This is a genomic window from Paenibacillus sp. FSL H3-0469, assembly GCF_038051945.1.
Lineage (GTDB): Bacteria > Bacillota > Bacilli > Paenibacillales > Paenibacillaceae > Paenibacillus_AQ.
Genome location: NZ_CP150302.1, coordinates 6,660,359 through 6,679,246 on the forward strand (window position 1 = coordinate 6,660,359; position 18,888 = coordinate 6,679,246).

Consider the following 18,888-nt stretch of genomic DNA (forward strand, 5'->3'; position numbering starts at 1 on the left):
GTGCAGAATGAGTCTCGTAAAAGTACTGCTTGTAGATGATCACGATATGGTGAGGATGGGCCTCAAAACTTATCTGATGCTGGACCCGATGTTTGAAGTGATCGGAGAAGCAGCCAACGGTCATGAAGCGCTGGCGATGCTGCGTGAGCTGGGACAGGAGTCGCTGCCGGATCTGGTGCTGATGGACCTGATGATGCCGGTAATGAACGGGGCTGAGACCACCCGCGCGGTCCTGGCTGAATTCCCCGGGCTCAAGATTGTCATCCTTACCAGCTTCCTGGAGGATGATCTGGTGGTTGATGCGATTGAAGCCGGAGCTGTCAGCTACGTGCTTAAGACCGTCTCCGCAGAAGAGCTGATCTATGCGCTGCAAGGCGCCTATCGCGGCATGCCGGTGATGACCGGCGATGTGTCGCAGGCACTGACCCGCGGCATCCGCCAGCGCACGGTCCAGGGAGACACCTCCGGCTTGACCGAGCGGGAGAAGGAAGTGTTGCTCCTGATCGCTGAAGGCAAGACGAATAAGGATATCGGCGAGGAGCTGCATATCAGCATCAAGACCGTGAAGACCCATGTCAGCAACCTGCTGATGAAATGCGAGCTGGATGACCGCACTCAGCTGGCGATCTACGCCCACCGCAAGGGCTGGGCGCAAGGGTAGCAGATGCAGGGATTTTTACTAAATCTAATGATCTATATAGATTGAACTAAAAATTTAAGTTAAAGGAAAAGTGGCGGAGGGGAATTTTGGAACTGGAGGAGCGGAAGCGACCGCCTGAAAGCTTTCCGCAGGAAAGCTCGCATCGTAAGCATCAGCAGTCTACGGATTTCAACCGTTAAAAACGGTATAAAATCATGAAATCTGTAGAAGGGCAGCGGCCGGAAGTCCAAAACTTCTCTGGAGTCACGGCTATTCCAAAACATAAAAATATTAGTTCAATTTATATAGTGAACCGATAAGGAGGCTATCCGAATAGCAAACGCCAATCTGATGAAGGAAATTAACCTGAATAATGTGCGCCAGGTGATGAAACGTATGGAGACGGCTACAAAACCCCAGCTAGCCGCAATGACCAAGCTGAGCGTAGTAACTGTGAACTCATTAGTTAAGGAACTGTCCGGGTTAGGGGAGTTGTTTGAAGACTTGGTGGTGCCTTCCAACGGGGGGAGACCTGCACAGACCTATCGTTTTAATTACAATTTCAGCCTCGCATTAGTGATGTACGTGACAGAAAAAGCGGGAAAGGTCCTGGTCTCCGTCACAGTTATCAATCTGAAGGACGATATTCTGATGAAGGATGAACATATCATCCCGGTTTTCGAAAGAGATTTTTTCTATACAATCATTGAACATGCACTGAGTCAGTATCCTGCCATCAAGGTGATTGGCATAGGTATTCCGGGACAGGCGGTAAACGGTGAAATTAAGGTCAGCAGTCTCCGGGAACTGACGGGTTCACGGTTAATAGAAGAGATTGAGACCCGGTTTGGGCTGCCTATTCTGGTGGAGAATGATGTGAATGCAGCGATCAGCGGATATTGTATGAAGCATAGCGAAGGCGAAGAGCAATATTTACTGGGTCTCTACTTTCCGAACGGTTACCCGCCGGGTATGGGGATCTACCTGAACGGCAGCATCCTGAAAGGAAATCAGGGGATGTCAGGAGAGGTAAAGTTCCTTCCCGATATGCCTGAGTGGAGCCTGGAGATGACCCGGGACGCATTCATAGCGGCAACCTGCAGGATCTTGCAGACGGTGAATGCTGTGCTGGCCCCGGATAGAATTGTCATCTATCAGGACAGAGTGGAAGAAGAAGTCTGGACAACGGCCTGGACGGCCTATCAGCTTCAGCATCCCATGCCTGTCTATCCGGAGGTCGTCTTACAGCACACCTTCCAGGATGATTTCGAGCACGGTCTGCGGAGGCTGACTCTGAAGGAGTTAGAGCCGGAGCCCGCCTAGACCGGGCTTACTAATAACCCTTGTTAACTACAGGGGTTTTTTGTTGTTTTTTGGATGAGTAAAACCGCTCCTTGACAATAAATAAGAGAGAGAGCATACTTATTATATATACTTTATAAAGTTTATTTATTAAGTGGTTTTAGGAGGAGAATCTTTGTCTACGTATTTTTTGATTATTATTTATCTGGCTTTTATCAGTCTGGGACTTCCCGATTCCTTACTTGGCTCTGCGTGGCCCGTGATCTGGCCGGAGATGGGTTCATCGCTGGGATCAGCGGGAATCATCTCCATGATTATTGCCGGAGGGACCATCGTGTCCAGTCTGTTCAGCAATACAATCGTGAAGCGCCTGGGGACAGGACGAATTACCTTTGTCAGTTGCCTCTTAACCGCCGCCTCATTGTTCGGATTCTCCGTGTCGCCGTCTGTACTGTGGTTCATTGTCATGGCCGTTCCGCTAGGTCTTGGGGCAGGTGCCGTGGACGCGGCGCTTAATCACTATGTGGCTGAACATTACAAGGCCCATCATATGAGCTGGCTGCACTGCTTTTGGGGCATAGGCGCGACCCTGGGACCCATGATTATGTCAGTTAATCTCGTACATTCCCAGTCCTGGAGAGGGGGATATGCGGTAGTGGCCAGCATTCAGTTCGGATTCGCGATGATTCTGTTAGTGACGCTTCCACTATGGAAAAAGGTTGCGGCCACGCGTGAGCCTCAGCTTCCCGCAGCGCTTAGCGGCAATCTTCAAGATGAAGCGGCAGTGAACCTTAAGCAGCAGGTGGACACTATCCGCTTGCGGGGGGTCAAGCCTACTCTGTTGACGTTCTTGTTGTACTGCGGAATAGAAGCAATGGTTGGACTATGGGGCGCCAGTTATCTGGTGGGCGCAAGGGGAGTTGCGCCAGATACGGCAGCGGCTTGGATCTCCGTATACTACGCGGGCATTACAGTTGGCAGGCTGATTACCGGCTTCATCACGTTAAAAGTCCATAACCGCCTGCTTATCCGTTACGGTCAATTGGTGACCCTTATAGGCGGAGTTATTCTTGTAATCCCGCTCCATCCGGCCCTCTCACTTGCAGGCCTGATATTAATTGGTCTGGGCCTCGCACCGATTTATCCGGGTCTCCTGCATGAGACGCCAGCCCGGTTCGGCAAGGAGAATTCAGCCCGCTTAATCGGGTATCAGATGGCGGTAGCCTATACGGGAACAACGTTAATTCCGCCGTTATTCGGACTTTTATCCGTGGGCACCAGCATTTCCGTATTCCCCTTTGCTGTACTTGTGCTCCTGATCTTCATGTTCTGCAGTGCAGAGCGGGTGAACCGGCTGCTGGGCCAATCCACTTTGGGGAGGGAATAAACCGGGTGACTTATATTCTTATATGCGCAATTATCTGGCTGGCAGCCTACTTTCATATGGCGGCTTTTAAAGAACCTATGGAAGTGAAGCCTATCCGTACAGTAGAAGATCTGTTTGATTAATCAACTATTTATTATCGTCTGGGTATCTTTTATCTCCGCTTATATTGTTTTTAATGTGACCTTAAGGTTTACAGTACAAAATAAGGATATCAAAACAAATAACACTTTGCCTGACACGGCAAGGCGCGGGAGGAAAGTAACCATGGACGATAACAAAAACAACTTCAATCGTGAGAACAACTACAATCGTGATCATGAACCGGGACCGGATCGTGAATGGGACAATAATCATAATGATACTGATAACAGCACTAATTCATCCGCAGAAGGCGGCTCCTACTACTATTCTTACGGACCTTTCAAATCGATGAACAATGATGAGATGAACGGCAATGACCCGCAGCATTATAACCGCCGCGAACCGGAGCGGGTAGAGGTTACTCCGCCGCAGCCGGTGAAGTCCTTACCGTATAACACATCGCTCCGTACCACAGGGTATGACGGAAATGGCGGACGAGGCGGCAATCCTCCGGAGGGAGGCAACGGCTGGCAGTACAACCGTAAGCCGAAGAAGCCGGTGAAGGCGGTACTGGTATCTTTTCTCGCGGGAATGGTGGTCTTATCCGGCTCCATGTTCATGGCAGACCGGGGCAACTGGTTCACAGGAGGCCAGGAGGCAACCGCGGTTGCAACGAATCCGGCAGGGAAGACGGCTAGCGGCAACGCCAATATTACACCTTCCACTTCCGCAGCGGCACTGGTCACCGGCTCAGGAGATGTATCCGGCGTAGTTGAAGGGGTAGGGCCGGCAGTCGTCAAGATTGAGACGCTGGTGAAATCCAATAACTCGCGGAACAGAAGCAGCAACCCGAATATGAGTGATCCATTCTCACAGTTCTTCTTCGGGGATCAATTCGGCGGAGGAGGTTCCGGCTCGAATAATTCGGAATCCCAGAATCCATCGAACAACTCGGATCCCTCGCAGCTTGTTCCTTACGGAATCGGTACAGGCTTCATCTATGATTCTGCCGGATACATTTTGACTAACCAGCACGTTGTTGATAATGCCGATGTGATTCAGGTTACGGTGGATGGCAATACTAAAACTTATGGAGCGAAGCTGCTGGGCTCCAGCAAGGATCTCGATCTCGCCGTACTGAAGATTGAAGGCTCGGACTTCCCGTCTGTGGCGCTTGGCGATTCCGACAGCATTAAGGTAGGCTCTGAGGTCGTGGCGATCGGTAACCCGCAGGGCTTCGACCATACAGTGACAACCGGGGTGCTCAGTGCCAGAGGCCGCAGCATTGATATCAGCGAAGAAGACGGCAGCGGTACAAAAACCTACAAAAATCTTCTGCAAACTGATGCTTCGATCAATCCGGGAAACTCCGGCGGACCGCTGCTCAACATGAATGGCCAGGTCATCGGTATGAATGTTGCAGTAAGCAGAGACGCTCAGGGTATCGGGTTTGCGATTCCGGTAAATACCATTAAAGGCGTGGTAGATAAGCTTGAAGCCAATCAGGAAATTCCTAAAGAACCGGTACCTTTCATTGGGGCCACGCTTATGACAATTACCGATGATGTTGCCAAGCAAATGGGGACAACGATTAAAGAAGGCTCTGTAGTGGCTGAAATTGTCTTCAAATCTCCTGCTTATACAGCGGATCTGCGTCCTTACGATATCATTACTGGAATAGACGGCAAGAACTATGCGACCAACCAGGATCTGATTACCTATATTCAGACGCTTAAGGTGGGCGATAAGGTTACCCTGAATGTAGTCCGCGACGGCAAGAAGCTGGATCTGCCGATAACGATCGGCAACAAGAATGATTTCGAGACTGCACAGACTCAGAAGCAATAAGGACACTAGGCGGTGAGCTGCGGAGCGGAAGGGGCAACCCTTCCGCTCTGTGCTGTTCGTGTACGGATGCGGAGAGACGGGTGCATCTGATACAATAGAGATATATGAATGAGACAATGGGGGCTGCCGGATGCGACCGAATATACTGATAATTGATGATGATGAGAAAATAACCTCAATGCTCCGCCGAGGGCTGGCCTTTGAGGGCTATGATGTCAAGACCGCGTCCAACGGGGCAGACGGGCTGCGTGCCGTTCTGAATAGTGATCCCGATGTTGTCATTCTGGACGTTATGATGCCCCAGGTGGACGGATTCGAGGTCTGCCGCCGTCTGCGGGAGGGCGGAAGCAGTGTTCCTGTGCTGATGCTGACCGCCAAGGATGAAATCGAGCACCGGGTGAAGGGGCTGGACCTCGGCGCAGATGACTATCTGGTGAAGCCGTTTGCCCTGGAGGAACTGCTGGCCAGAGTCCGGGCGCTGCTCCGGCGCAAAAGCGAGCAGGGCGGAAGCACGGATCAGGCGGTCACTTATGAGGATATTACGCTGGACGTGGATTCCCGCGAAGTGACCCGTGCCGGACGGCGTCTGGAGCTGACGGCGAAGGAATTCGAGCTGCTGCATCTGTTCATGCAGAATCCGAAGCGGGTGCTCTCCCGCGATCTCATTATGGATAAGATCTGGGGCTATGATTACAGCGGGGAATCGAATGTCCTGGAGGTATATATTGCAATGCTGCGCCAGAAGACAGAGGAGCATGGCGGCAAGCGACTGATTCAGACGATCCGGGGAGCCGGTTACATCCTAAGAGGTGACTAATATGTCCATACGACTGCGGCTCACTGCCTGGTATTCAGGGATTCTTGCCGTTATGCTGCTGGTCTTGTCGGCCGTAATCTACGGCTTTGTCTATATTAATACGTATGGCGATCTGAAAAGCCGGCTCCTGAGCCAGTCCCATCAGGTTGAACTGAAGCAGGGGCTGACCTCTGACGGCTCGCTGCAGCCGGTGCTAGGCGGACCTGCGGGCCAAAGTCTGTTCGCCCAGATGTACATCTATGATCTGGACAGACTGATCCCCAGTCCGAACATGACTGAGATCAGCTTGAAGTTCAAGGTTCCTGCCAAGGAGGATCTCCCCGGAGAAGAGGGGTTCCTGCAAGCCAGCTACGGCGGCAATCCTTTTCTGATCTATCAGAAGGGCTTCAACATTAATCTTAATAACAGCAGTTTCCCTGCTGTCCTTCAGGTTGCCGTATATACAGGGGAGCAGGTCACACTGCTGAACCGGCTGAAGAATATTTTGCTGGCCGGTTCCTTCGCTACCCTGCTTGCAGCCTTCACCTTCGGCCTCTTCCTGGCCCGCAAGGCGATGAGCCCGATTGGCAAGGTCATTGAAGCAGCGAACGGGATACAGACGGGTACTGACCTCAGCTCGCGGATCGTCTATGACGGTCCGCAGGATGAAATCGGGCGGCTGATTGAGACGGTGAACAGTATGCTCGGGCGGATGGAAGGCTTCTATACGGGACTGGAGGAGGCCTATGCCACGCAGCGCCGCTTCGTCTCGGATGCTTCGCATGAGCTGCGGACACCGCTTACAACCATCCGCGGGAATATTGATCTGCTGCAAAAGGTCTGGGAGATGAAGCCGGATGACAGCCGGATGTCCGAGGCGGATGTCCGCCAGCTCTCGATTGAATCGGTGAAGGATATTGCTGATGAAGCGGCACGAATGAGCCGTCTTGTAGCAGATATGCTCTCACTGGCCCGGGCGGATACCGGCCGGACCTTCGAGATCGAGCCGGTAGCACTGGAGCCGATGATGACGGAAGTGGCCCGCCGGGCGTCCTTCCTGACGCGCGAAGCGGAGTGGTCTGTCGGTGAGATGGGCCATCTGAACGGGAAGTATATCCTGGGCAATAAGGATTATCTGCAGCAGATGATGTTTATTTTCATTGACAATGCGTTCAAATATACCCCGGCCGGTGAGGTTTCACTGGATGCATTGCTGTATCAGAATCAGGTGGGAATCCGCATTGCCGATACGGGAATCGGGATGGACAAAGATGAGGTGCCGCATATCTTCGACCGCTTCTACCGCGCAGATGAATCCAGAGGAATCACGGAAGGTATCGGGCTCGGACTGTCCATTGCCAAATGGATTATTGAGGAGCATGGAGGCTCTGTTGAGGTGGTTACCCGTCAAGGGGAAGGGACTACCTTTGTGATCTGGCTGCCGCTGCTCTTTGCCCCGCCGCTGGAATAGGGTATAATTGAGTGGCTCCTATTACAGCAGTCATTGACAGCAGAAAGCGGTGAATTCATGGAAGTCATCAAAATCTCTCCCCGGGGTTATTGCTATGGCGTCGTCGATGCTATGGTGATGGCACGGCAGGCTGCGCAGAATCTTGATTTGCCCCGGCCGATTTATATACTGGGCATGATTGTGCACAACAGCCATGTCACGAACTCCTTCGAGGATGACGGAATCATTACGCTGGACGGGCATAACCGTCTGGATATTCTAGATAAAGTAGATAAGGGAACAGTCATCTTCACAGCGCACGGCGTATCGCCAGAGGTCCGTAAGATGGCACGCGCCAAAGGACTGACCACGGTGGATGCCACCTGCCCGGATGTTACGAAGACGCATGACCTCATCAAGGAGAAGGTTGATGAAGGCTGCGAGATTATCTATATCGGCAAGAAAGGCCACCCGGAGCCCGAAGGTGCGGTGGGAATTGCGCCGGAGCATGTCCATCTGATCGAGAAGGAAGAGGACATTGCCGGCCTCTCTATTCCTTCCTCACGGATTGTTATTACGAACCAGACCACAATGAGCCAATGGGATATCAAGCATATTATGCGCAAGCTGCTGGAGACTTTCCCCGGCGCTGAGGTCCATAATGAGATCTGCATGGCTACGCAGGTGCGGCAGGAAGCTGTCGCTGAGCAGGCGGGCCAGTGTGAGCTGGTTATTGTGGTGGGTGATCCGCGCAGCAATAACTCTAACCGCTTGGCGCAGGTATCCGAGGAGATTGCCGGAGTCCCGGCTCACCGGATCGCTGACGTCTCCGAGCTGAATACGGAGTGGCTGAAGGGAATTACCAAGGTAGGTGTGACCTCCGGCGCATCTACGCCGACACCGATCACGAAGGAAGTTATTAATTATCTGGAGCAGTATGACGAAGCAAAGCCGGAGACCTGGGAGATCAAGCGCACGGTCAATATGGCGAAGCTTCTGCCGCCGGTGAAGAATAAGACAGCAAGCACCAGCTGACAGCTCTGAACAGCAATAACATCCTAAACATGTACTCATAGCGATTAACCGGCAGTGCGGCCTGAGAGGGTTGTGCTGCTTTTTTTTGTGAAAAAAGAAGGTCACTCGCCGTTCTGCCACATAGAATTCACGTGTAGCCAGGGGAATAATGGTTGACTGAAAGGGGAATATGCGCTAAGATTACTTTAGTGCTTAAAAGCGTACACGCGTCGTAGCGAGATAGTAAATTTGAGGATCGGCAGTCGGCCGCTCTATTCAACAACACTAATACGGGTTCAAAAGGGGAGCTATCATATGATCGTTATTACATCCAACCAAACACCTCAGGAACAGGTGAATGAGATTATTGCCGTGATTGAGAAGGAAGGCTTGCAGGTCCACCTCTCTGTAGGGGCTGACCATACGGTAATCGGACTGGTCGGGGGTGTCACTCCGAAGCTTGCCGAGCATCTGCGCCAGATGAAGGGTGTAGAGAATGTAGTTAAAATTACCAAATCCTATAAGCTGGCAAGCCGCGACTTCCATCCGGAGGATACGGTTATCGATATCCGCGGAGTGAAGATCGGCGGGGAGAACATGGTTATTATGGGCGGTCCGTGTGCCGTGGAATCACCGGAGCAGATTGATGAGATTGCCCGGCTGGTCAAGGCTTCCGGCGGCCAGGTGCTGCGCGGAGGCGCCTTTAAGCCGCGTACCGGACCTTACAGCTTCCAGGGGGTTGGCGTGGAAGGGCTGACGATGATGGCGGAAGCCGGCAAACGTCACGGCTTGCTGACTATTACTGAGGTTATGACACCGGAATATGTGGATATCTGTGCCGAGCATGCAGATATTCTGCAGGTAGGTACACGCAACATGCAGAACTTTGACCTGCTGCGCAAGCTGGGCACCTGCGGCCGTCCTGTGCTGCTGAAGCGCGGGTTCAGTGCGACCTATGATGAGCTGCTGAATGCGGCGGAATACATTCTTGCCGGAGGCAACCGGGATGTCATGCTGTGCGAGCGCGGCATCCGTACCTTCGAGACCTACACACGCAATACGCTGGATCTGTCGGCCATTCCTGTGCTGCAGAACCTCAGCCACCTGCCGGTAATCTCTGACCCGAGCCACGGCACCGGACGCCGTGAGCTGGTAGCTCCTATGGCCAAGGCCTCGGTTGCTGCCGGCGCCAACGGTCTGATTATCGAGATGCATACCGACCCTGATAATTCCATGACCGGTGACGGCGTGCAGTCCCTGTTCCCTGAGCAGTTCGACAGCCTGCTGCGGGATTTGGAGAAGCTGGCACCGCTGGTGGGCCGCAAGTTCTCTCCGTCTTTGGAGGCTTCGCCTGTAGTATGATTTTCAACGTATAAATGACTATTGAACAGCTCTCTTCTCCCGCTTCAGGCTGGAGGATGAGGGCTGTTTTTGCTGCATATGGGACAAAGGTGACATGGAATCCGGATGAAATTGGCATTTTCACCAAAGCGTCAGAATATCTTACATTGTCGCAAGAAATACCTGACATAAGCATTGACGATGTTAGGTATGCGATTTATAATGACGACAGCAAAAAAATAAAAACAAGAACATTTGATACGATGAGCGGCCTAATGTTCGGAATCTGGGGAGGAATTAAGCATGTCGGTTGAAAAAGTATTGCAGACGATCAAGGAAAACAATATCGAGTGGGTGGATTTCCGGTTTGTAGATTTGGGTGGACGTGCTCACCACATCTCTTTGCCAGCATCCGCAGTTGAAGAAGAAACCTTTGTAAATGGGGTAGCATTCGATGGTTCTTCCATTACCGGCTTCCGGGGGATTGAAGAGTCGGATATGGTAATGATGCCTGATCCAAGCACCACTTACATTGACCCGTTCACTGCTCACCCTACGCTGAACATTATGTGCGACATCTTCACACCTGATGGCGAACGTTATGAGCGCGACCCGCGCGGTATCGCAGTGAAGGCTGAAGAATTCCTGCAGTCCAGTGGAGTAGGTACAGCAGCATTCTTCGCACCTGAATCCGAATTCTTCATCTTCGACGATGTACGTTACGAGAGCGGAATGAATACTTCCTCCTTCTACGTAGATTCCGAGGAAGCAGCTTGGAACACTGGCCGCAAGGAAGAAGGCGGCAACATGGCCTTCAAGGTTGGCGTGAAGGGCGGATACGTGCCTGTAGCTCCAGTGGATTCCCAGCAGGATATCCGCAGTGAAATGTGCCGTTTGCTGGGTGAAGCCGGCCTCGAAATCGAGCGTCATCACCATGAAGTAGCAACAGCAGGCCAGGCGGAAATCAACTTCCGTTTCGACACCCTGAAGAAAACAGCCGATAATCTCCTCACTTACAAATACATTGTGCAGAACACTGCACGTCAATACGGCAAGGTAGCCACCTTCATGCCAAAACCGCTGTTCGGTGATAACGGTAGCGGAATGCACGTTCACCAATCGATTTTCAACGGCGATGCTCCATTGTTCTACGAAAAAGGCGCATATGCCAACCTGAGTGAAATGGCGCTGCACTACATCGGCGGTATCCTGTATCATGCTCCTGCATTGATCGCGCTGACGAACCCAAGCACCAACTCGTTCAAACGTCTGGTTCCTGGCTATGAAGCACCGGTCAACCTGGTCTATTCCAAGGGTAACCGTTCCGCTGCTGTCCGTATCCCGGTTGCTGCTGTGACACCTAAGGGCTGTCGCATCGAATTCCGTACACCGGACTCCACTGCTAATCCTTACCTGGCCTTCTCCGCTATGCTGATGGCTGGCCTGGACGGAATCAAGAAGAAGATCAACCCTGAAGAAATGGGCTACGGTCCGCTGGACAAGAACATCTACGAATTGTCTGATGCAGACAAAGAGAAGATCCGCAGCGTTCCTGGTTCCCTGGACGAAGCGCTGGATGCACTGGAGGCTGACTTCGAATTCCTGACTGAGGGCGGCGTATTCACTAAGGACTTCATCGATAACTATATCGCCCTGAAGCGTTCCGAAGCTCAAGCTGTTGCCATCCGCGTTCATCCGCATGAATACTCCCTGTACTTCGACGTATAAGATAAGCTAGTCTATTGTAATATAGTACGATAGAAAGGCCCCTGGAATCATTGATTCCGGGGGCTTTTTGCGTGCGGCAATTCGTGCTGGAGGGTGGGGTGGAAGGGTGGATAGTATAGGGAAAAGGTGAAAAGGTAAAAGGTGAAGGGGATAAATCCCTCTGATTTAAGTGGGAGTTGGCTAGAAGGTCAGAAGAAAGGGAAAAATCCCTTTGATTTAGCTGGAAGTTGGCAAATGGATGAAATGAAAGGGATAAATCCCTCAGATTCAGCGAAAAGTTGGCTCGGAAGTAAAATGAGAGGGATAATTCCCTCTGTTGGTGCTGCTGCTCATTAAACTGATTGGGAGTAATGATGAAGAGCATTAGTGCACCTGAATCCGGCAAAAGCGGGCAAATGAGCTAAATGAGGAGCACAAGTGCACCAGAATTCGGCAAAATTGGACAAACGAGCTAAATGAGGAGCACAAGTACACCTGAATTCGGCAAAAGTGGGCAAACGAGCTAAATGAAGAGCACGAGTGCACTAGAATTCGGCAAAAGTGGGTAAACGAGCTAAATGAGGAGCACAAGTGCACCTGAATTCGGCCAAAGTGGGCAAACGAGCTAAATGAAGAGCACTAGTGCACCTGAATTCGGCAAAAGTGGGTAAACGAGCTAAATGAGGAGCACAAGTGCACCTGAATTCAGCAATATTGGGCAAATGAGCTAAATGTGGGGCATTAGTGCACCTTATTTTGGTGAATATTTGCTAGTTGAGTAAAGGTGGAAGCTCATTTGCACTTGTTACAAATAGCTTTATATTGTGTTTTCGTAAAGTTTCGTTACAAAAATAGTATTATTGTAATGAAATTGCAATTACATATGATGCTTTGAGCTTTAAAGTATAAAATTTGCACATTTATCTCTGCTCATAAGTTACAAATAACGCTTTACAAAGGGAAATAACGGTGTGATAATGAAACCGAAACCGATTTCGGAAAGCGGTATCGGGAATTTCGGTTATGTGTTATTGCAATTATGTGGTTGAGCAATTATGTGGTCATACGCAAACAAGAAGAGATCTGCTGTCATGGAACAGGGAGGATGAATGTATTGAAGGATCAATCAAAGGTGACAAGAACAGGCTGGAGCTTCACCGGAAATAACGGGGACTTTCGGCTGGAGCAGCCGGACCGGAGCAGCTTTTTATATTTTCCGCTAGTGAATGAAGGGGGCATGATGTCCTCGGTCAGTCCTAAGCTGCATGGTCAGGCCACTTCGGGCCATAATACTTTTCTGACACCACCCATCTCGGTGGAGGATCTGCATAATTCCCGCGCCTCGCGTAATTTCTGGGTATACATTGAAGGCAAGGGCGCCTGGTCGGCTGCGGGTAATTCTGCACGGCAGAATGCGGCATTCTATGGAGAAGCAGCAGATGAATCCTTGCTGGAGGCAGGACTCTTGTGGCATCGAGTGACCCGGGAGAGTAAGGAGCTGGGTCTGAGAGCGGAGATCACAAGCTTCGTACCCTGCGGGAGCGACAAGGTTGAGCTGATGAAGGTGGTACTTACGAACAGCGGTACAGAGGCGATTAAGCTGACTCCTACTGCGGCTATTCCGCTATATGCGCGTTCAGCAGACGATTTGCGCGATCACCGGCATGTCACCTCGCTGCTGAACCGGATCTATACTTCGGCTTGTGGTGTAGAGGTGCAGCCTGCCCTGTCCTTCGACGAACGCGGCCACCGGGTGAATCATACTTCTTACGGGGTATTCGGGACTGACGGGAGCGGAGCGCAGCCAACCGGATTATTCCCGGTGCAGGAGGAATTCATCGGCGAGGGCGGAAGTCTGGACTGGCCGGAAGCAGTCGTGAACAATCTGGCGCCGCCGATTGGGGAAGACGGCGGAGTGCCTTGGGAAGGATATGAGGCGCTGGGGGGACTGCGGTTCGCCGCGATTACTCTGGAGCCGGGTCAGAGCCATTCTTATGTCGTAGTCATGGCGATTGACAATGATAGAATCGATGTGCAGGCGCTGATGGCCAAATATGGCTCGGCTGCGGCTTTTGACGCGTTGCTTGAAGAGAATAAGCGCTTCTGGGCGGATAAAGTCAATACGGTAGAATTCCATACCGGAGATCATGCTGCTGACGAATGGATGAAATGGGTGACACTGCAGCCGGTGCTGCGCAGACTGTACGGCAACTCGTTCCTGCCTTACCACGATTATGGCAGAGGGGGACGCGGCTGGCGCGATCTCTGGCAGGATTGCCTGGCTCTATTAATCATGGAACCTGCGGATGTGCGCAGCCTGCTGCTGAACAACTATGCCGGAGTTCGAATTGACGGCAGCAATGCGACGATCATCGGGCAGCAGCCGGGCGAATTCATTGCCGACCGGAACAATATTCCACGGGTTTGGATGGACCATGGGGCGTGGCCGTTCCTGACTACTATGCTATACCTGGATCAGAGCGGGGATCTGGACTTCCTGCTGCAGGAGCAGACCTACTTCCGTGATACCTTCATGAACCGCTGTAAGGACCGCGATGCCTCCTGGGAGCCGGGAGCAGGAAGCAGTCTGCGGACAACTGCGGGCGAAGAATATACAGGTACTATTCTGGAGCATATCCTGCTGCAGAATCTGGTTCCTTTCTTCAATGTGGGTGAGCATAACAATATCCTGCTGGAAGGAGCGGACTGGAACGATGGTCTCGATATGGCTGCACAGCGGGGCGAAAGTGTTACTTTCACAGCCTTCTATGCCAGCAACCTGCTCGATCTGTCCAAGCTGCTGATTACTCTGAAGGAACGGACGGGCGGAGATACGCTGGAGCTGGCCGAAGAGATGGTACTGCTGCTTGACTCGCTCGGCCAAGCTGTCGATTATGAATCGGTGACGGCAAAGCATGAGCTGCTCAGCCGCTTCTATGCTGCTGCGCCGAATAAGGTGAGCGGAGTAAGAGCTGTGTTGAAGCTTGAAGAGGTTGCAGCAGATCTCGCCCGTAAGGCGGAATGGATCTTCGATCACCTGCGCCGCAATGAATGGGTAGAGAGCGGACACGGCGACGGCTGGTTCAACGGCTATTATAATAATAACGGTGAACGTGTAGAAGGGGAATGGACTGAGAGCACACGGATGACGCTTACCGGACAGGTCTTCCCGCTCCTCGGCCACGCGGCTGCTCCAGAGCAGATTCCAGCGATCATCTCGGCGGTAGAGCGCAATCTGTACGATGAAAAAATCGGCTACCGTCTGAACAGCAACTTCGGCGGCATTCAGCAGAATCTGGGCCGGGCGTTCGGCTTCGCCTTCGGACACAAGGAGAACGGAGCGATGTTCAGCCACATGACTGTTATGTACGGCAATGCGCTGTATAAACGCGGATACGTCAAAGAGGGCCGCAAGGTGCTGGATTCACTGTATAACCTGAGTGCGAACTTCGAGGTCAGCCGGATGTATCCCGGAATTCCGGAATATATCAATGAGCAGGGCAGAGGAATGTACACCTATCTGACTGGCTCAGCAAGCTGGCTGCTCCTGACAATGGTGACTGAAGTGTTTGGCGTCAAAGGCAAGCTCGGCGACCTGCTGCTGCAGCCGAAGCTTGTGAATGAACAGTTTGACGGCGATAAAAGCGCCTCTATCAAGACTATTTTTGCCGGACGTGAGCTGAAAGTCGTCTATACGGCTTCTGGAAGCACGGAGTACGGAGAGTACCAAATACACGCAGTTCGCCTGAACGGGTCTGAGGTAACGCTTCATCGCGTCTCAGAGGGTGCTGTGATCCCGCGCAGCCTGCTGACAGACCTGTCTGAAGGAGAAGTCCATCTGTTGGAGGTAGAACTGGCCTAAGCCGGAGCTGCTGAACTCTATCGCCTGCACTGCCGGTCCGCGCAGAGCAGGCTTTTCAATATCCAAATACACCGTATAGAACGGCCCTGGAAATGCTATGATAGGATGTGCTGCGTCCAACCAGGACAGAAAGGAAAGAGATCAATGACACGTATACTATCCAATGGAGTACTGACCGTAGAGATTGCTGATGTGGGAGCCTATGGAGGCACCCGTTTTGACTGGACAGGATTTATTACAGGAGTGAAGCTGGAGCAGGGCGGGCATACCTTTTGCGTTCCGGAAAGTCTGGTTCCCGGACAGGGTACGGGAGGGAGTGGCCTCTGCAATGAGTTTGGCATTTCCCGGGCAATTGGCTATGAGGATGCTGCTCCTGGGGAATGGTTCCCCAAATTCGGTATCGGGCTGCTGCAGAAGCAGAGTGATGAGCCTTATTCATTCGTAGGGGAGTATCCGCTACAACCATTCCCGGTCACTGAAGCGTGGAGCGGAGACTCGGTTACATACACTGTGCAGCCGCTGGAATGCCGGGGCTACAGCATGCGGCTGGTCAAGACGCTGAAGCTGGAAGGAAACCGGCTGGACATTTCTTACAATGTAGAGAATACAGGGTCTGAAGCGCTGCGGATTGAAGAGTATATTCATAATTTTGTCGGCATCGATGGGGCACCCGTAGGAACGGATTATGAGCTTAGGCTGCCGGGAACGCCGAAGATCGTGGCCCCGGAATCGGCGTATACGGAGAATTTACTCAGCATAGACGGAAATAGCCTGACATGGGCCGGGGAAACGGACCGCCAATTCTATTGCAAACTCGAAGGCTGGGAGCAGGCGGAGGCGGATTACTACTGGGAGCTGATCCATAAACCTACTGGAGCCTGCATCAGAGAGAGCGGAGATTTCGCTGCTGAGCGGATTGCGCTATGGGGAGACAAGCATGTAATTTCACCCGAGGTTTTTGCTGACATCACTATTTTACCGCGTCACAGCAAGGAATGGAGCCGCAGCTACCAGTTTTCGGCCTCCTGAATGCGGTCTAGCTTACCTCTTATGTGAATAATTATACTTGCTGGTGTTTATCGTTATCTGCTATCATAGCGATATCCATATTCATAGGAGAGAAAGGGTGGGAGTTATTTTGAGCAAGAGAGCATACAATTTTAATGCCGGTCCGGCAGCGTTGCCGCTGGCAGTATTGGAACGTGCACAGGCGGAGTTCGTTGAATTCCGGGAGAGCGGAATGTCCATTATGGAAATGTCGCACCGTGGGGCGATATACGAATCCGTGCATAATGAAGCTCAGGAACGCCTGCTTTCGCTCCTCGGCAATCCGCAGGGCTACAAGGTATTGTTCATCCAGGGCGGAGCAAGCACACAGTTCGCCATGGTTCCGATGAACCTTATCGGTGAAGGCCAGGTCGGCAGCTATGTCATGACAGGAAGCTGGGCGGACAAAGCCCTGAAGGAAGCCAAGCTGACAGGCGGCGGCCATGTAGCCGCATCCTCGGCAGACAAGAAATTCCTGGCTATTCCAGAGCTTAGCAGCATCAAGGCTGCGGACAATGCGGCTTACCTGCATATCACCTCGAATGAGACGATTGAAGGCACGCAGTATGCACAGTATCCTGATGCCGGTAATATTCCGCTGGTTGCCGATATGTCCAGTGATATTCTGAGCCGCGACTTCGATGTGAACCAATTCGGCCTGATCTATGCCGGTGCACAGAAGAATCTCGGACCGTCGGGCGTCACCGTAGTGATTGCCAAGGAAGAGCTGATCGCAAGTTCTCCGGCGAATATTCCGACGATTCTGCGGTATGATACTCATTACAAGAACAACTCTCTATACAATACGCCGCCATCCTTCTCTGTATATATGGTTAACGAAGTGTTAAAATGGATTGAGGAACAGGGCGGGCTTGCCGGCACTGAAGCCAAGAACCGTGACAAAGCAGGTCTCCTGTATGATTATATCGACGGCAGCGGCGGCTTCTACCGCGGAGTTGCGGAAGAAGGCAGCCGTTCCATCATGAATGTAACGTTCCGGATGCAATCGGAGGAGCTGGAGAAGCAGTTCATCAAAGCTTCCGAAGCGGAAGGCTTTGTCGGTCTCAAGGGACACCGCAGCGTAGGCGGCTTACGGGCTTCGATCTACAACGCCGTCCCGCATGAGAGCGTGAAGGCGCTGGCTGATTTCATGAAGCATTTCCAGCAAACCCAAGGGTAATCTAAGAACGTTCCTGACCTTCCGCCTGGCAGCGGAAGGTTTATATGTTTTGGGGTCCCCGCAAAGTACCTGAGTCATCACCCTACGCTAAAGCCCCACTTTGTGGGGTTATTTTGCCCATAACCAGGATCACCTGAGCCCGGCCTGTACCTGCAAGCAGCAAGAATACATCACAGGGACAAGGAAGGCACTGCGGATACTTACTCCGCCCCACTCCTTAAGACCCTACAGAGAGGAAGCATCCGACTTATGGCATTACACATTGTGCTGGTGGAACCGGAAATTCCGGCGAATACCGGCAATATCGCCCGTACTTGTGCGGCGACAGGTACTCATCTTCACCTCGTGCACCCGCTGGGCTTCCGCACAGATGATGCTACGCTGAAGCGTGCCGGACTCGATTATTGGCATGCGGTGAATATTGAATATCATAATTCCTTCAGTGAAGTATTGGAGAAGTATCAGGAAGGGCGGTTCTTCTACGCGACCACCAAGGCCAAGAAACGCTATAGTGATTTCGCCTTCCGGGATGGAGACTTCTTCGTGTTCGGGAAAGAAACCAAGGGCTTGCCGGCAGAGATCCTGGAGGCTGGTCAGGAAACGGCAATGCGGATGCCGATGAGTGAGGCGGTCAGATCGCTTAATTTGTCCAATTCAGCAGCGATTGTGGTCTATGAAGCGCTCCGGCAACTGGATTTCCCACAACTTTTCTAAAAGTTGACATCATTTTTTATTTTTTTCAGCAGGATTCGACATTTTAGTAACGAAATAGTTGATTAGTGCCGAAGAAAGTAATAGGGTACGTGAACTTCGAAGTCAGAAATGGAATGGCACTACTAATCATAAGTTGAACAGGAGAGTGTAAGTTAGATATGAAACCTGCTGGCGTTGTACGTAAAGTAGATCAGCTGGGTAGAATTGTTCTGCCTAAGTCTCTGCGTAAAAGGTATCAAATGAATGAAGGTGATCCTGTAGAAATTCTCGTTCAGGGCGACCATATTATTCTGGAACGTTACCGTCCGAAGTGTGTCTTCTGCGGATCTATGGAAGGCGTAAGCGAATATAAAGACCGTTACATTTGTTCTAGCTGCCTTACCGAGATGACCCAACTGCCAAAACACGCGTAAGCGTAGAGCGCATCAATTATCTACATAGGGTAAAACGCGTACGCGGCGTCTTATAACATGGATGCTGGTTGGACTCGGCTTCAGTGAATAGTGAAGAACACAAAAA

16 protein-coding genes are annotated in these 18,888 nt (G+C 51.8%); all 16 read left to right on the forward strand.

Annotation, left to right across the window (positions count from 1 at the left end; genetic code table 11):
- Window positions 1-7 precede the first annotated feature (7 nt).
- The 16 genes from NSS83_RS29010 (at window position 8) to NSS83_RS29085 (ending at window position 18,782) form a co-directional block, all read left to right on the forward strand.
- On the forward strand, window positions 8-661 hold the full coding sequence (locus NSS83_RS29010; protein WP_036722382.1) for a response regulator transcription factor: 654 nt from the start codon (window positions 8-10) through the stop codon (window positions 659-661).
- Window positions 662-967: 306 nt separating this feature from the next.
- Window positions 968-1,963, forward strand: a complete 996-nt coding sequence (locus NSS83_RS29015; RefSeq protein WP_341348778.1) for an ROK family protein — start codon at window positions 968-970, stop codon at window positions 1,961-1,963.
- A 154-nt stretch (window positions 1,964-2,117) separates the two neighbouring features.
- Window positions 2,118-3,329: an MFS transporter gene (locus tag NSS83_RS29020; protein WP_341346997.1), complete on the forward strand. Its 1,212-nt coding sequence runs from the start codon at window positions 2,118-2,120 to the stop codon at window positions 3,327-3,329.
- A gap of 264 nt (window positions 3,330-3,593) precedes the next feature.
- A complete protein-coding gene (locus tag NSS83_RS29025; protein ID WP_341346998.1) occupies window positions 3,594-5,258 on the forward strand; it encodes a trypsin-like peptidase domain-containing protein in 1,665 nt (554 codons plus the stop codon).
- 130 nt (window positions 5,259-5,388) lie between these two features.
- Window positions 5,389-6,075, forward strand: a complete 687-nt coding sequence (locus NSS83_RS29030; protein ID WP_036697771.1) for a response regulator transcription factor — start codon at window positions 5,389-5,391, stop codon at window positions 6,073-6,075.
- A 1-nt stretch (window position 6,076) separates the two neighbouring features.
- Window positions 6,077-7,525 carry a HAMP domain-containing sensor histidine kinase gene (locus NSS83_RS29035; protein WP_341346999.1) on the forward strand — a complete coding sequence of 483 codons (1,449 nt, stop codon included), beginning with the start codon at window positions 6,077-6,079 and terminating at the stop codon, window positions 7,523-7,525.
- A gap of 57 nt (window positions 7,526-7,582) precedes the next feature.
- Window positions 7,583-8,539, forward strand: coding sequence for a 4-hydroxy-3-methylbut-2-enyl diphosphate reductase (locus tag NSS83_RS29040; protein WP_341187804.1), 957 nt, complete (start codon window positions 7,583-7,585; stop codon window positions 8,537-8,539).
- Window positions 8,540-8,833: 294 nt separating this feature from the next.
- On the forward strand, window positions 8,834-9,880 hold the full coding sequence (gene aroF, locus NSS83_RS29045; protein WP_036697765.1) for a 3-deoxy-7-phosphoheptulonate synthase: 1,047 nt from the start codon (window positions 8,834-8,836) through the stop codon (window positions 9,878-9,880).
- A 14-nt stretch (window positions 9,881-9,894) separates the two neighbouring features.
- Window positions 9,895-10,173, forward strand: coding sequence for a hypothetical protein (locus tag NSS83_RS29050; protein ID WP_341187805.1), 279 nt, complete (start codon window positions 9,895-9,897; stop codon window positions 10,171-10,173).
- Window positions 10,163-11,587, forward strand: coding sequence for a type I glutamate--ammonia ligase (gene glnA, locus NSS83_RS29055; RefSeq protein WP_036697759.1), 1,425 nt, complete (start codon window positions 10,163-10,165; stop codon window positions 11,585-11,587). The genes NSS83_RS29050 and glnA overlap by 11 nt, the downstream gene beginning before the upstream one ends.
- 141 nt (window positions 11,588-11,728) lie before the next feature.
- Window positions 11,729-11,923 carry a hypothetical protein gene (locus tag NSS83_RS29060; protein ID WP_341187806.1) on the forward strand — a complete coding sequence of 65 codons (195 nt, stop codon included), beginning with the start codon at window positions 11,729-11,731 and terminating at the stop codon, window positions 11,921-11,923.
- Window positions 11,924-12,680: 757 nt separating this feature from the next.
- Window positions 12,681-15,428, forward strand: coding sequence for a cellobiose phosphorylase (locus NSS83_RS29065; RefSeq protein ID WP_341347000.1), 2,748 nt, complete (start codon window positions 12,681-12,683; stop codon window positions 15,426-15,428).
- A gap of 144 nt (window positions 15,429-15,572) precedes the next feature.
- Entirely contained in the window at window positions 15,573-16,457 is an 885-nt protein-coding gene (locus NSS83_RS29070) for a hypothetical protein (RefSeq protein ID WP_341187808.1), read from the forward strand.
- A 106-nt stretch (window positions 16,458-16,563) separates the two neighbouring features.
- Entirely contained in the window at window positions 16,564-17,655 is a 1,092-nt protein-coding gene (serC, locus tag NSS83_RS29075; protein ID WP_341188121.1) for a 3-phosphoserine/phosphohydroxythreonine transaminase, read from the forward strand.
- A gap of 249 nt (window positions 17,656-17,904) precedes the next feature.
- Window positions 17,905-18,369, forward strand: a complete 465-nt coding sequence (gene trmL, locus NSS83_RS29080; RefSeq protein WP_036697752.1) for a tRNA (uridine(34)/cytosine(34)/5-carboxymethylaminomethyluridine(34)-2'-O)-methyltransferase TrmL — start codon at window positions 17,905-17,907, stop codon at window positions 18,367-18,369.
- Between the two features lie 158 nt (window positions 18,370-18,527).
- Window positions 18,528-18,782: an AbrB/MazE/SpoVT family DNA-binding domain-containing protein gene (locus tag NSS83_RS29085; protein ID WP_036697751.1), complete on the forward strand. Its 255-nt coding sequence runs from the start codon at window positions 18,528-18,530 to the stop codon at window positions 18,780-18,782.
- Window positions 18,783-18,888: the final 106 nt, after the last annotated feature.